The sequence below is a fragment of the Streptomyces sp. SudanB52_2052 genome (assembly GCF_964272415.1).
GTDB lineage: Bacteria > Actinomycetota > Actinomycetes > Streptomycetales > Streptomycetaceae > Streptomyces > Streptomyces olindensis.
The window spans coordinates 7,408,263-7,420,956 of sequence record NZ_OZ186796.1; the positions used below are offsets into that span (position 1 = coordinate 7,408,263).

13 protein-coding genes are annotated in these 12,694 nt (G+C 73.0%); 11 read left to right on the top strand and 2 right to left on the bottom strand.

Translation table 11 applies throughout. From position 1 onward, the window contains the following. Window positions 1-3: 3 nt before the first annotated feature. Complete coding sequence (locus tag ACSUPV_RS33235) at window positions 4-591, bottom strand: pyridoxamine 5'-phosphate oxidase family protein (RefSeq protein WP_031114715.1); 588 nt, start codon at window positions 589-591, stop codon at window positions 4-6. A gap of 137 nt (window positions 592-728) precedes the next feature. Beyond that, the gene (locus ACSUPV_RS33240) at window positions 729-1,667 is read right to left on the bottom strand and encodes a hypothetical protein (protein WP_436949115.1); all 939 of its coding nucleotides are present in this window, start codon (window positions 1,665-1,667) and stop codon (window positions 729-731) included. A 216-nt stretch (window positions 1,668-1,883) separates the two neighbouring features. Here ACSUPV_RS33240 and argH point away from each other — a divergent pair, with 216 nt between their 5' ends. The 11 genes from argH (at window position 1,884) to ACSUPV_RS33295 (ending at window position 12,690) form a co-directional block, all read left to right on the top strand. Further along, entirely contained in the window at window positions 1,884-3,317 is a 1,434-nt protein-coding gene (gene argH / locus ACSUPV_RS33245) for an argininosuccinate lyase (protein ID WP_031114719.1), read from the top strand. A 169-nt stretch (window positions 3,318-3,486) separates the two neighbouring features. Then, a complete protein-coding gene (locus tag ACSUPV_RS33250; RefSeq protein ID WP_436949116.1) occupies window positions 3,487-4,458 on the top strand; it encodes an aldo/keto reductase in 972 nt (323 codons plus the stop codon). A gap of 85 nt (window positions 4,459-4,543) precedes the next feature. After that, window positions 4,544-5,095 carry a TetR/AcrR family transcriptional regulator gene (locus tag ACSUPV_RS33255; RefSeq protein ID WP_031114722.1) on the top strand — a complete coding sequence of 184 codons (552 nt, stop codon included), beginning with the start codon at window positions 4,544-4,546 and terminating at the stop codon, window positions 5,093-5,095. Continuing rightward, window positions 5,092-6,627 carry an MFS transporter gene (locus ACSUPV_RS33260; RefSeq protein ID WP_037760621.1) on the top strand — a complete coding sequence of 512 codons (1,536 nt, stop codon included), beginning with the start codon at window positions 5,092-5,094 and terminating at the stop codon, window positions 6,625-6,627. Before ACSUPV_RS33255 ends, ACSUPV_RS33260 begins: the two co-directional genes overlap by 4 nt. 140 nt (window positions 6,628-6,767) lie before the next feature. Beyond that, entirely contained in the window at window positions 6,768-6,995 is a 228-nt protein-coding gene (locus ACSUPV_RS33265; RefSeq protein ID WP_031114726.1) for a hypothetical protein, read from the top strand. Window positions 6,996-6,997: 2 nt separating this feature from the next. Then, window positions 6,998-7,990 (top strand): AAA family ATPase, encoded by a 993-nt coding sequence (locus ACSUPV_RS33270; protein ID WP_037760709.1) that lies wholly within the window; start codon window positions 6,998-7,000, stop codon window positions 7,988-7,990. Next, entirely contained in the window at window positions 7,987-8,895 is a 909-nt protein-coding gene (locus ACSUPV_RS33275) for a DUF58 domain-containing protein (RefSeq protein WP_436949117.1), read from the top strand. Before ACSUPV_RS33270 ends, ACSUPV_RS33275 begins: the two co-directional genes overlap by 4 nt. Window positions 8,896-8,908: 13 nt before the next feature. After that, window positions 8,909-9,859 (top strand): VWA domain-containing protein, encoded by a 951-nt coding sequence (locus tag ACSUPV_RS33280; protein ID WP_436949118.1) that lies wholly within the window; start codon window positions 8,909-8,911, stop codon window positions 9,857-9,859. A 16-nt stretch (window positions 9,860-9,875) separates the two neighbouring features. Then, window positions 9,876-10,784, top strand: coding sequence for a S1C family serine protease (locus ACSUPV_RS33285; protein ID WP_359785656.1), 909 nt, complete (start codon window positions 9,876-9,878; stop codon window positions 10,782-10,784). Window positions 10,785-10,798: 14 nt separating this feature from the next. Next, window positions 10,799-11,467, top strand: a complete 669-nt coding sequence (locus tag ACSUPV_RS33290) for a response regulator transcription factor (protein ID WP_031114734.1) — start codon at window positions 10,799-10,801, stop codon at window positions 11,465-11,467. Between the two features lie 5 nt (window positions 11,468-11,472). Further along, on the top strand, window positions 11,473-12,690 hold the full coding sequence (locus ACSUPV_RS33295; protein WP_436949965.1) for a sensor histidine kinase: 1,218 nt from the start codon (window positions 11,473-11,475) through the stop codon (window positions 12,688-12,690). Window positions 12,691-12,694: the final 4 nt, after the last annotated feature.

The following is a 12,694-nucleotide window of genomic DNA, read 5'->3' on the forward strand; positions in this document are numbered from 1 at the left end:
GCCTCAGACGGTAGAGGGAGGCAGCGGCAACGGCAGCCCGGGCAGTCCGTCCAGGCTGCTGGCGATGTGCTCCTTCTTCGTGAAGTAGGCGTTGAGCGAGGCGTCGTCCTCGCGCGCGAACCGCTTCCCGTGCAGATCGCGATCCTGCTCGTACGCCATGAAGGGCACCGCGTAGCCGCAGGTGTCACGGACGAGTTCGGCGGTGACGACGATGATCGCGCGCAGGCCGTGCTGCGTCGGGTCGATGTCCGGGAAGTGCGCGAGCAGTTCCCCGAAACGGGGGTCGTCGCGGAAGACCGGTTCACCCTTGCCGTGCACACGGACGATGTTCGGCGGGCCCTGGAAGGCGCACCACATCAGGGTGATCCGCTCGTTCTCCCGCAGGTGGGCGATGGTCTCGGCGTTGGAGCCGGCGAAGTCGAGGTAGGCCACACGGTGTTCGTCGAGCACCGTGAAGGAGCCCCTGAGGCCTTTGGGGGACAGGTTGATCGTGCCGTCGGCGGACAGCGGGGCGGTGGCAGTGAAGAAGACCGGCTGCGCCTCGATGAACGAGCGGAGCCGGCCTTCTATGCACTCATAAGTCTTTCCCATGTCTAACGATTATGAGTGCATATCCTTCGCCTGTCTAACGAATTGCGGGCTCCGGTCACCTCTGCCGGATCCCGCGGGCGCCTGCCCGTGGCCGCCCCGGCCGGCGCTCACACGGGACGGCCACAGCGCCTGTCACCTCACTTGGTGAGCGTGCAGGCGGCCAGGGAGTCCAGGCCGGCCGGACGCTCGGCCGTGCGGCCGATGGCGGTGGCGATGCGGTTGATCGCGGCGACGCGCTTGTCCTCCAGCGGGCCGAGGATGGCGTTCTGGACGAAGTTGGGGCCGCCCTGGCCGACGGTGTCGACGAGGCGCTTGTTGGCCTCCTGGATCTGGGTGTCCAGCTGGCCCAGGTTGCGGTCGACCTCGGCCTGGGCCGAGGCGGGGATCGCCGGCAGCTGGGAGGCGACGTCCGGGCAGCTGATCGTGCCGGCACCGGCGTTGCCCGCCTCGCCCGCGCCCTCTTCGGCACCCGCGCCTGCTCCGGCTTCGGCACCCGCGCCCGCCTCCGCGCCCGCACCTGCCTCGGCACCCGCACCGGCCTCGGCGCCCGCGCCCTCGCCGGCTCCCGCGCCCGCCTCCGCACCGGCATCCGCCTCGCCGCCCGCCGCCTCGCCCGCTCCGGCGCCGCCGTCGGCGTTGAGCTGGCAGGCGGCGAAGGCTTCGAGCCCCTCGGGCTTCTCCGCGGCGCGGCCGATGGCGGTCTCGATGCGGTTCAGGGCGGCGACGCGCTTGTCCTCCAGCGGGCCGAGGATGGCGTTCTGGACGAAGTTGGGGCCGCCCTGGCCGACGGTGTCGACGAGGCGCTTGTTGGCCTCCTCGATCTGGGTGTTCAGCTGGGCGAGGTTGCGGTCGACCTCCGCCTGGGCCGAGGCGGGGATCGCCGGCAGCTGGCCGGTGACGTCCGGGCACGTGATGGTGCCGGGGCCCGCCAGCGTCCGGGCGTTCGTGCCGCTGCTCTGGGACGTCTCCCCGGCGAGGGCGAAGCCGGCGATCGCCGTGCCGGACAGCGCCACCGCGGCCGCGCCGCCGATGAACGCGACGCGACGCTTGTTGTACTTCGGAAGAGCCCTGGACATGGGGGTGCCTCACTAGGGGTCGGTGGGTCGTCGGTGTACAAACGCGGCGCCTGCGTTCGGCGAGAGGTACGGGTAAGCGGTTTCGCGCGTTCAACGGATCATCAAATTCCCCGCGCGTGACCGGAAACCGCCCTCACCGCGAGGCGGATTGACGAATCATGCAGAGGTCTGCATAATCATGCAGGTCGCATCCCTACCCATCGAGGAGCGCAGCAGGTGAGCAGCAAGAGCGGTGACGTCCGGCTCTGGGGCGGCCGATTCGCCGACGGTCCCGCCGAGGCCCTGGCGAAGCTGTCCGCGTCCGTCCACTTCGACTGGCGGCTCGCGCCGTACGACATCGCCGGTTCGCGTGCCCACGCGCGCGTGCTGCACAAGGCGGGCCTCCTCACGGAGGACGAGCTGACCCGCATGATCGCCGGTCTTGACCAGCTGGAGGCGGACGTCGCCGACGGCTCCTTCACGGGCACGATCGCCGACGAGGACGTGCACACGGCCCTGGAGCGCGGTCTGCTGGAGCGCCTCGGCCCCGACCTCGGCGGCAAGCTCCGCGCGGGCCGCTCCCGCAACGACCAGGTCGCCACCCTCTTCCGGATGTACCTGCGCGACCACGCCCGGGTCATCGGCGGCCTCATCGCCGAGCTCCAGGACGCGCTGATCGGCCTCGCCGAGGCCCACCCGGACGTGGCGATGCCCGGCCGCACGCACCTCCAGCACGCCCAGCCGGTCCTCTTCGCCCACCACGTCCTGGCCCACGTCCAGTCCCTCTCCCGGGACGCGGAGCGCCTGCGCCAGTGGGACGCGCGCACGGCGGTGTCGCCGTACGGCTCGGGCGCCCTGGCGGGCTCCTCCCTGGGCCTGGACCCGGAGGCGGTGGCGAAGGACCTCGGGTTCGAGCACGGCTCCGCGGGCAACTCGATCGACGGCACGGCCTCCCGCGACTTCGTCGCCGAGTTCGCCTTCATCACGGCGATGATCGGCGTCAACCTCTCCCGGATCGCCGAAGAGGTCATCATCTGGAACACGAAGGAGTTCTCCTTCGTGACCCTGCACGACGCGTTCTCCACGGGTTCGTCGATCATGCCGCAGAAGAAGAACCCGGACATCGCGGAGCTGGCCCGCGGCAAGTCCGGCCGCCTGATCGGCAACCTGACGGGCCTGCTGGCCACGCTCAAGGCGCTCCCGCTCGCCTACAACCGCGACCTCCAGGAGGACAAGGAGCCGGTCTTCGACTCCATCGACCAGCTGGAGGTCCTGCTCCCCGCCTTCACCGGCATGATGGCCACGCTCACCGTGCACCGCGAGCGCATGGAGGAACTGGCCCCGGCCGGCTTCTCCCTCGCCACGGACATCGCCGAGTGGCTGGTCAAGCAGGGCGTCCCGTTCCGCGTGGCCCACGAGGTGGCCGGCGAGTGCGTGAAGGCCGCCGAGGCCGAGGGCAAGGAACTGGACGAGCTGACGGACGAGCAGTTCGCGAAGATCTCGTCCCACCTCACCCCCGAGGTCCGCTCGGTCCTCAACGTCCCCGGAGCCCTGGCCTCCCGCAACGGCCGCGGCGGCACGGCCCCGAGCGCGGTCGCCGTCCAGCTGGCAGAGGTGAAGCAGGACGTGGCGGCCCAGCACGAGTGGGCGGTGGCCAAGAGGCAGGGCTGAGGGGAACGCCCCCAGGGGCGCGGGGAACTGCGCGACAAGCCACGACGAAGCCACGCCGCACCCGCACCCGCACTCGCCGAACCGCCGAACGAACCGAGCCATGAGGCGAAGGTGATCGCGGGTTACGTTGGTCGGAAACCGAACCGGAACCGACCGATCGGAGCCCGCGATGCCCTTCGCCCGCCTGGCCGCAGCAACAACGCCCACCTGCCACATCGGCCTTGGCCTCGCCGCCGTCGGGCGCCCCGGCTACATCAACCTCGGCCGGGACGAGGACCTTCCTCCAGAGCGCACGGTCGATGCCCTACGGGAGCGCACCCACGAACTCCTCGACGCCGCCTACGCCCAAGGCGTCCGCTACTTCGACGCCGCCCGCTCCTACGGCCGCTCGGAGGAGTTCCTCGCCGACTGGCTGAACAAGAGGCCCGGCCTCGACGACATCGTCATCGGCAGCAAGTGGGGCTACACCTACACCGCCGACTGGTCCACCGACGCCGAGACGCACGAGGTCAAGGACCACACCCTCGCCACCTACGAGCGGCAGCGCGCCGAGAGCGACGCCCTGCTCGGAGACCGCCTCGACCTGTACCAGATCCACTCGGTGACCCCGGACAGCCCGGCCCTCACCGACAAGGAACTGCACGCCAAGCTCGCGGAGGCCGCCGCCCAGGGCCTCACCATCGGCTTCTCCACCAGCGGCCCCGCCCAGGCCGACGCGATCCGCGCCGCCCTCGCCGTGACGGTCGACGGCGAACCGCTCTTCCGTACCGTGCAGTCCACCTACAACGCGCTGGAGACCTCCGCCGCCCCCGCCCTCGCCGAGGCGCACGACGCCGGGCTCACCGTGATCGTCAAGGAGGGCATGGCCAACGGCCGCCTCGCCGGGCCGCACGCCCCGGACGTCCTCAAGGGGGTCGCCGAGCAGACCGGACTGGGCTGTGACGCCGTCGCCCTGGCCGTCATCCTGCGGCAGCCCTGGGCCGGTGTCGTCCTCTCCGGCGCCGCCACCACCAACCAGCTCGCCTCGAACCTGCACGCCGCCGTCGTCGACCTCGACGACGACCAGCTGACCCGCCTCGCCACCTTGGCCGAGGATCCGCGCACGTACTGGGAGCGGCGCGGACAGCTGCCCTGGCACTGATCCCTCACCCGTCCTGAGGCGACCGGCATGAGGCACGCATGCCCAGGGTGAGACATTGACGTCTCATATGCGGTACTGTTGTCTCATGGCTGTCGATCGTGACCATGTGCTGCGCTCCGCCGCGGCCCTGCTGACCCGCAAATCCACCGCGACCATGGACGAGGTCGCGAAGGCCGCCGGGATCAGCCGCGCCACGCTGCACCGGCACTTCGCCGGGCGGGACGCCCTCGTCCGCGCCCTGGAGTCGCTCGGCATCGAGGAGTGCCGGGCCGCGCTGGACGCGGCCCGGCTCGACGAGGGCCCGGCGAGCGAGGCCGTGCGCCGGCTCGTCGGGGCCGTCGAGCCCGTCGCCGGACTGCTCGCGTTCCTCTACACCGAGAACCAGCTGTTCGAGGGCGAGGGGCAGAACGCGGGCTGGGCCCGGATCGACGACCGGATCTCCGCCCTGTTCCGGCGCGGCCAGCTCGCCGGCGAGTTCCGCATCGACCTCACGCCCGCCTGGCTCACCGAGGCGCTGTACGGCCTGCTGGCCTCCGGCGCCTGGCTGGTGCACAGCGGCAAGGGCGCCCCCAAGGACTTCCAGCACATGATCGCCGAGCTGCTGCTCGGCGGCGCGGTACGGAGAGAGGAATCATGACCAGCACCCTGCGGCCGGCGTCGACGACCGAGGCGGTGAAGCGCCCGGGCCGCTGGCTCGCGCTCGGCGTTCTCGTGCTCGCCGTGCTGCTGGTGGCCGTCGACGCGACCGTCCTCGGTCTCGCCACCCCCTACATCAGCGAGGACCTGGAGCCCACCGGCACGCAGTTGCTGTGGATCGGCGACGTCTACTCGTTCGTCATCGCCGGTCTGCTCGTCTCCATGGGTAGCCTCGGCGACCGGATCGGCCGCAAGCGGATCCTGCTCGTCGGCGCCACGGCGTTCGGCGCGATATCCGTGCTCAACGCCTACGCCACCACCCCCGAGATGATGATCGTCGCCCGGGCGCTGCTCGGTGTCGCCGGCGCGACCCTGATGCCGGCCACGCTCGCCCTGATCCGCAACCTCTTCCACGACCCGCGCGAGCGCAGTCTCGCCGTCGGCATCTGGGGCGCCACCGCCTCCGCCGGCACGGCCGTCGGACCGATCGCCGGCGGGTTCCTGCTGGAGCACTTCTGGTGGGGCTCGGTCTTCCTGATCAACCTGCCCGTGATGGCCGTCCTGGTCCTCGTCGGGATCAGGCTGCTGCCCGAGTCGCGCACCGCGAACCCCGGCCCCTGGGACCTGGCCAGTGTCGTGCTGTCGCTGGTCGGCATGGTCGGCGTGGTGTACGCGGTCAAGGAGGCCGCCGCGCACGGCTTCGCCTGGGACACCCTGGCGGCCGGTCTGCTGGGCGCGGCCGCCCTCTGGGGATTCGTCCGCCGTCAGCTCAGGCTGCCGGCCCCGCTGCTGGACATGCGGCTGTTCCGCAACCGCGGCTTCAGCGGGGCGGTGCTCGCCGACCTGCTCACCATCCTCGGCCTGTCCGGGCTGGTGTTCTTCCTCTCGCAGTACCTGCAACTCGTCCAGGGCCGCCGCCCGTTCGAGGCGGGCCTCGCCGAACTGCCCGCCGCGATCGGCGCGGTGGTGGCCGGTCTGGTCGCGGGCCGCGCGGCCCGGCGCTTCTCCGTGCGGGCCGTCGTCTCGGGCGGCCTCGCCGCGATCGGCCTCGCGCTGGCCGCGCTCACGGTGATCGGCCAGTCCACCGGCTACCCGCTGCTCGGGGCGGCGCTGCTCGTGGTCGGCGTCGGCGCCGGTTTCTCGTTCACCGTGACCGCCGACGTGATCCTCTCCAGCGTGCCCAAGGAGCAGGCGGGCTCCGCCTCCGCCGTGTCCGAGACGGCGTACGAACTCGGCGCCGCCCTCGGCATCGCCGTACTCGGCTCGATCGTGACCGGTGTCTACCGCGACTTCACCGGCCCCGCGGGCACCCCGGCCGCGGCCCACGAGTCGCTGGGCGGCGCCGTCGAGGCCGCCGCGGGCCTGCCCGCGCACACCGCCGCGACCATGCTGGACGCCGCCCGCACGGCCTTCGTCGACGGCCTGGCCCTCGCCGCGGGCGTCGGAGCGGCGGTGCTGCTCGCCGCGGCGGTGGCGGCGTGGTTCCTGCTGCGGGGGCAGCGGCTGGAGAGCGGCGGAGCGGAACACCCGTAGCCCACGGCGCTGCACGGCCCGGCACGGATTTCGAGCCCACCGGCTTCGAGCCCACCGGCTTTAAGCCCGTTTTCGCCCCCGCCTGATGGTCTTGGCTCCGTACCCGACGTCGTTCCCCACGGCCGAAGGAGCCACCGACCATGACACGTCGTACGAAGAAGGCGATCGTCACCGTCTCCGTCCTGGCCGCCGCAGGCCTCGCCGGCGGTGGTGCCGCACTCGCCGCGGAGGGTGACGAGCCGCCGCGCGAGCAGATCAGGTTCGTCGTCGAGGAGGGCACCCCGTCCGGTGGCGCCAACGGCGAGGACTGCCCGTGGAAGGACGGCGGCAGCGCACCGCGCGGCGGCGACCCCGCCTCGGAGCTGTGACCGTGCCGGCCGACGCCGTGAACCCCGACGGCAAGCTGCTGGAAGAGGCCCTCTTCGAGGTCAAGCGGGTGATCGTCGGGCAGGACCGCATGGTGGAGCGGATGTTCACCGCGGTCCTGGCCCGCGGCCACTGCCTGCTGGAGGGCGTGCCGGGTGTCGCCAAGACGCTCGCCGCGAAGACGCTGGCGCACGTCGTGGGCGGCCGGTTCGCCCGGCTCCAGTTCACCCCCGACCTCGTCCCCTCCGACATCACCGGCACTCGCGTCTACCGGCCCTCCCGGGAGAGCTTCGACATCGAACCCGGCCCGGTCATCGCCAACGTCGTCCTGGCCGACGAGATCAACCGGGCCCCCGCCAAGGTGCAGTCCGCCCTGCTGGAGGTCATGGGCGAGCACCAGGTCTCCATCGGCGGCACCACGCTCCCCGTCCCCGAACCGTTCCTCGTCCTCGCCACCCAGAACCCGATCGAGTCCGAGGGCGTCTATCACCTCCCCGAGGCCCAGCGCGACCGCTTCCTGCTCAAGGTCGAGGTCGCCGCGCCCAGCGAGTCCGAGGAGCTCGCCATCCTCTACCGGATGAGCGTCGACCCGCCCCGGCCCCGCCGGGTCCTCACCCCCGAGCGGCTGGTCGCGCTCCAGCGCGGCGCCGACGAGGTGTTCGTGCACCACGCCGTCGCCGAGTACGCCGTACGGCTCGTCTGCGCGACACGCGACCTGGCCGGGCCGGAGCGGCGGCTGGCGCACGGCGCCGGTCCGCGCGCCACCCTCGGCCTGGTCGCCGCCGCCCGCGCGCTGGCCCTGCTGCGGGGCCGTGGCTACGTGCTGCCCGACGACGTCGGCGACCTGGCCCACGAGGTCATCGGGCACCGCCTGGTCCTCTCCTTCGACGCGCTCGCCGACGGAGTGACCGGACCGCAGATCGTCGACGAGGTGCTCGCCTCCGTGGAACAGCCGAGGATCAGCCCCCGGCAGGCCGCCGAGGAGGCCGTGGCATGACCCCCACCCTCGGTGAACTCACCCCCGAGCAGGCGCTGCGGCACCTGGAGCTGCTCTTCACCCGGCACCCCGACGGCCGGCTCCAGGGCGATCATCCCTCCCTGGTGCCGGGGCCCGGCGAGGAGGTGGCGGAGACCCGGCCGTACGTCATCGGCGACGACGTCCGCCGGATGGACTGGAACGCCACCGCCCGCACCACCGTCCCGCACGTCCGCCTCACCCTCGCCGACCGCGAACTCACCACGTGGATCGTCCTCGACGCCTCCGCCAGCATGGACTTCGGCACGGCCCGGATGGAGAAGCGGGACCTCGCGGTGGGCGCGGCGGCCGCGGTCGCCTTCCTCACGGAACGGGCCGGCAACCGCCTCGGCGCCCACATCGCGGGGCCGGACGGCAGCCGGCGCATCCCGCCGCGCACCGGCCGCCGCCACCTGCTCGGACTCCTGCGGACCGCCCTCGAACGCCCGCGCGTCACCCCCGGCCCCCCGGCGCACCACCTCGCCGACGCCCTGCACTCCCTGCGCGCCCTGCCCGCCCGCGGTCTGGTCGCCGTGATCTCCGACTTCCTGGAGACGGGCTGGGAGCAGCCCCTGAAGACCGTGGCCCGCCGCCACCAGGTGCTCGCCGTGGAGATCGTCGACCCGCGCGAGGTGGACCTGCCGCCCGTCGGGCTCCTCACCGTCGTCGACCCGGAGACCGGACGGCGGCGTGAGGTCTCCACGCACAGCCGGGGACTGAGGGAGCGCTACCAGCGCGCCGCACTGGAGCAGCGGGCGCTGATCCGGCAGTCCATCCGCCGCGCGGGCGCCGCCCATCTGCGGCTGCGCACCGACCGGGACTGGGTGCGTGACGTCGTCCGCCATGTCGAGGCCCAGCGCCGCCGGGCCGGCGGCGGAGCCGCGTGAAGGAGGAGACACGATGAGTCTGCGCTCACCCGGCTGGCTCCTGCTGCTGGTGCCGCTCGCCGGCCTGATCGCCGCCTACGTCCTGGTCCAGCGCCGGCGCAGCCGCTACGCCGTCCGCTTCACCAACCTCGACCTGCTCGACAAGGTCGCCCCCCGCCGCCCGGGCTGGCGCCGGCACGTCCCCGCCGCCGTCTTCTGCGCCACCCTCGGCCTGCTGGTGCTGGGCTTCGCCCGGCCGACGGCCGAGGTGCAGGTCCCCCGCGAGCGGGCCACCATCATGGTCGCCTTCGACACGTCCGGGTCCATGGAGGCCACCGACGTCGAACCCACCCGCTTCGTGGCCGCCCAGCGCGCCGCCCTCGCCTTCGTCGACCGGCTGCCCGAACGGTTCAACACCGGGCTCGTCTCGTTCAACGGCTCCGCCACGGTCGCCGTGCCCCCGACCACCGACGGGGCGCTGCTGCGCTCGGCCATCGAACAGCTCACCCTCGGCCAGGCCACGGCGATCGGCGACGCCGTCGTCGCCGCCCGCGACGCCATCCGCGCGCTCGACCGGCAGGCCGCGACCGAACTGCCGCCCGCCCACATCGTGCTGCTGTCCGACGGAGCCAACACCTCCGGCCGCACGGTCGAGTCGGCGGCCGAGGAGGCGGCCCGCGACCGCATCCCCGTGTCGACGATCGCCTACGGCACCGAGGACGGCGTCGTCGACCTCGGCGGCGGCCGCATCCTCCAGGTCCCCGTCGACGGCCCCGCCCTGGAGAACCTCGCCTCGCGCACCGGCGGCGACTACCACGAGGCCGCCAGCGGAGAGGAACTCCAGGCGGTCTACGAGGACATCGGCAGCTCCGTCGGCCACCGCACCGAGGAACGCGAGATCTGGCAGTGGTTCGTCGCCGCCGGACTGGTCACGGCGCTGGTGACGGCCGCGACCTCCCTGCTGTGGTTCTCGCGGCTCCCGTGACGAAGGAGGTACGACCGTGCGCGACCCTCATCCCCGCACCGGACTGGGGGAGCCCCGGGGCCCGTCGTTCTTCCCGGGCCGCCCCCGCCCCCGCACCGAGCCGCCCGGACCACCGGCCCCAGCGGCCCCACCGCCCTCCCACGCCACGTCCCACCCCCCGTCCACGCCTCAGCCCCAACCTCCGCCCCCGCACCCGACCCGCCGCCCTCTCGCCACCGCCGTCCTGGCCGCCGTCCTCGCGGGCGGCCTCGCCGGGTACGCCGCCGGGACGCTCGGCGACGAGGACCCCGCTCCCGCCTCCGCACCGGCCGCCCGCGGCCCGGGCGATCTCCAGGCCGTCGCCGCCCGGGTGCTGCCCAGCGTGGTCTCCGTCCGGACGGACCGGGGGCAGGGCTCCGGGTTCGTCTTCGACGACCGGGGCCGCATCCTCACCAACGCCCATGTGGTGCAGGGCAGTTCACGCGTGTCCGTGGAGCTCCAGGACGGCCGCCGGCTCAGCGCCGAGGTCATCGGCGACGACCCCGACCACGATGTCGCCGTACTGGAACCGGAGACGTCCCGCGGCCTGCGCGCCGCCCGGCTCGCCACCGGCGCCCGCCCGGCCGTCGGCGACCCCGTCCTGGCCATCGGCTCCCCGCTGGGCCTGAGCGGCACCGTCACCTCGGGCATCGTCAGCGCCCTGGACCGCTCCGTCCGGCTCGGCGAGGGGAGCAGGGGAGGGCCGCGGCGGGCGCTGCAGACCGACGCCTCGATCAACCCGGGCAACTCCGGCGGGCCCCTGGTCGACGACGAGGGCCGGGTCATCGGCATCAACACGGCCATCGCGACGTTGGACCAGGACAGAGGCGGTTCCATCGGCATCGGCTTCGCGATCCCCGTGGGCGACGCGGTGGAGTCCGCCCGGACCATCATCGACGGTGGCTGAAGGGGGCCGCGCCCATGCGACTGCTGGTCGTCGAGGACGAGGAGGACCTCGTCGTCGCCCTGAAGGTGGGCCTGATCAGGGCCGGCTACGCGGTCGACGTCGCCCCGGACGTCGACACCGCGACCGAGAAGCTCGCCGTGAACGACTACGACCTGGTCCTGCTGGACCTCAACCTGCCCGACGGCGACGGCTTCTCGGTCTGCCGCGCCATCCGCGCCACCCCCGGCGGCCCCCGCATCCTGATGCTCACCGCCCGCGACCGCCTCGCCGACCGGGTCCGCGGCCTCGACGAGGGCGCCGACGACTACCTCGTGAAACCCTTCGCGCTGCCCGAGCTCCTCGCCCGCATCCGCGCCCTGCTGCGCCGGGAGGACGGCGGCACCTCCGTGGTCGAGGTCGGCGAGCTCCGCCTGGACACCGCTCGCTTCGAGGCGTACCGAGGGGAGCGGCGGCTTCCCCTCACGCCCAAGGAGTTCGGCGTCCTGCACTACCTGATGACCCGCCCCGGACGCGTCGTCCCGGCCGAGGAACTGCTCGAACACGTCTGGGACGAGCACGCCGACCCGTTCACGAACACCGTCCGCGTCACCGTCGGCTCCCTGCGCCGCAAGGTCACCGGCGAGGGCGAGCCGCTCATCGAGACGGTGATACGGCAGGGCTACCGCCTCAAGGAGACGCCGTGACGACGATGCTCCGACCGCTGCGGGCCCGGATCCGGCTGCCCGCCTTCACCCACACCATCCGCTTCCGCCTCACGGTCCTCTACTCCGGCCTGCTCTTCCTGCTCACCGCCCTCGTCCTGGGCGCCACCTACTTCGCCGTCGAGCGCAGCGAGGCCCGCCCGGTCAGCAAGCAGTTCCGGGCCGAGAAGTACGTCAACGGCGTCTACATGGGCGAGTTCGACGCCGTGAAGCTCCAGGAGGTCGAGGCGGCCGTCACCTACGAGACCCTCGGCAACCTCCGCAACTTCTCCTTCCTCGTCTTCGGCGCCCTCGCCGTCGCCAGCCCCGTCATCGGCTGGATCCTCGCCGGCCGCGCCCTGCGCCCCGTCCGCGCCATCTCCCGCACGGCCGCCGACATCCAGGTCACCGACCTCTCCCAGCGCATCCGCCTCACCGGCCCCCGGGACGAACTGCGTGACCTCGCCGACACCGTCGACTCCATGCTCGACCGCCTGGACGAGGCCTTCCGCGCCCAACGCCAGCTCATCGACGACGCCTCCCACGAGCTGCGCAGCCCCCTGGCGATCATCCGCGCCAACGTCGACGCCGTCCTCACGGCGGAGGACTCGGACGAGGAGGACCGCCGCATCGCCGCCCGCAGCGTCGACCGGGCCACCACCCGCATGACCCGCCTGGTCGAGGACCTCCTCGCCACGGCCCGGCGCAGCGCCCCCGCCCTGGCCGACGCGGACGTCGACCTGGCCTCGGCAGCCGCCGAGGCCTGCGAGGAGTTCGCGCCCCTGGCCGCCGAACGGGGCCTGGCCCTGCACCGCAGCCTCACCACCGGCCTCACGGTCATCGGCGACCACGACGCCCTGCGCAGGGCGGTCGGCAACCTGCTGTCGAACGCGGTACGTCTGGCCCCGCCCGGCTCCCGCATCACGGTCGCGGCGGGGCGGGAGGGCTCCTGGCTCTGGACGGCCGTACGGGACGAGGGCCCGGGCATCGGCGACGACGACCGCGCGCGGGTCTTCGACCGCTTCTGGCGGGCCGAGGGCAACAGCAGAGGCCGAGACCGTCACGCCGGTCTCGGCCTCGCGATCGTCCGTCAGATCGTGGAGTCCCACGGCGGCCAGGTGCGCCTGTTCTCCAAGGTGGGGGAGGGCTCGACGTTCGTGCTGTGGCTCCCGGCCCGGGGAACCGGCCGGACGAACGGAGACCCGCCGGAGGACGCGCCCCTCTAGCGCG

What these genes read in the sequence shown, in the direction of transcription:
- ACSUPV_RS33295 (WP_436949965.1), top strand. Translation starts at nt 11,473, where the DNA reads ATGCTCCGACCGCTGCGGGCCCGGATCCGGCTGCCCGCCTTCACCCAC.
- ACSUPV_RS33260 (WP_037760621.1), top strand. Translation starts at nt 5,092, where the DNA reads ATGACCAGCACCCTGCGGCCGGCGTCGACGACCGAGGCGGTGAAGCGC.
- ACSUPV_RS33240 (WP_436949115.1), bottom strand. Translation starts at nt 1,667, where the DNA reads ATGTCCAGGGCTCTTCCGAAGTACAACAAGCGTCGCGTCGCGTTCATC.
- ACSUPV_RS33275 (WP_436949117.1), top strand. Translation starts at nt 7,987, where the DNA reads ATGACCCCCACCCTCGGTGAACTCACCCCCGAGCAGGCGCTGCGGCAC.
- ACSUPV_RS33255 (WP_031114722.1), top strand. Translation starts at nt 4,544, where the DNA reads ATGGCTGTCGATCGTGACCATGTGCTGCGCTCCGCCGCGGCCCTGCTG.
- ACSUPV_RS33290 (WP_031114734.1), top strand. Translation starts at nt 10,799, where the DNA reads ATGCGACTGCTGGTCGTCGAGGACGAGGAGGACCTCGTCGTCGCCCTG.
- ACSUPV_RS33250 (WP_436949116.1), top strand. Translation starts at nt 3,487, where the DNA reads ATGCCCTTCGCCCGCCTGGCCGCAGCAACAACGCCCACCTGCCACATC.
- ACSUPV_RS33265 (WP_031114726.1), top strand. Translation starts at nt 6,768, where the DNA reads ATGACACGTCGTACGAAGAAGGCGATCGTCACCGTCTCCGTCCTGGCC.
- ACSUPV_RS33280 (WP_436949118.1), top strand. Translation starts at nt 8,909, where the DNA reads ATGAGTCTGCGCTCACCCGGCTGGCTCCTGCTGCTGGTGCCGCTCGCC.
- ACSUPV_RS33235 (WP_031114715.1), bottom strand. Translation starts at nt 591, where the DNA reads ATGGGAAAGACTTATGAGTGCATAGAAGGCCGGCTCCGCTCGTTCATC.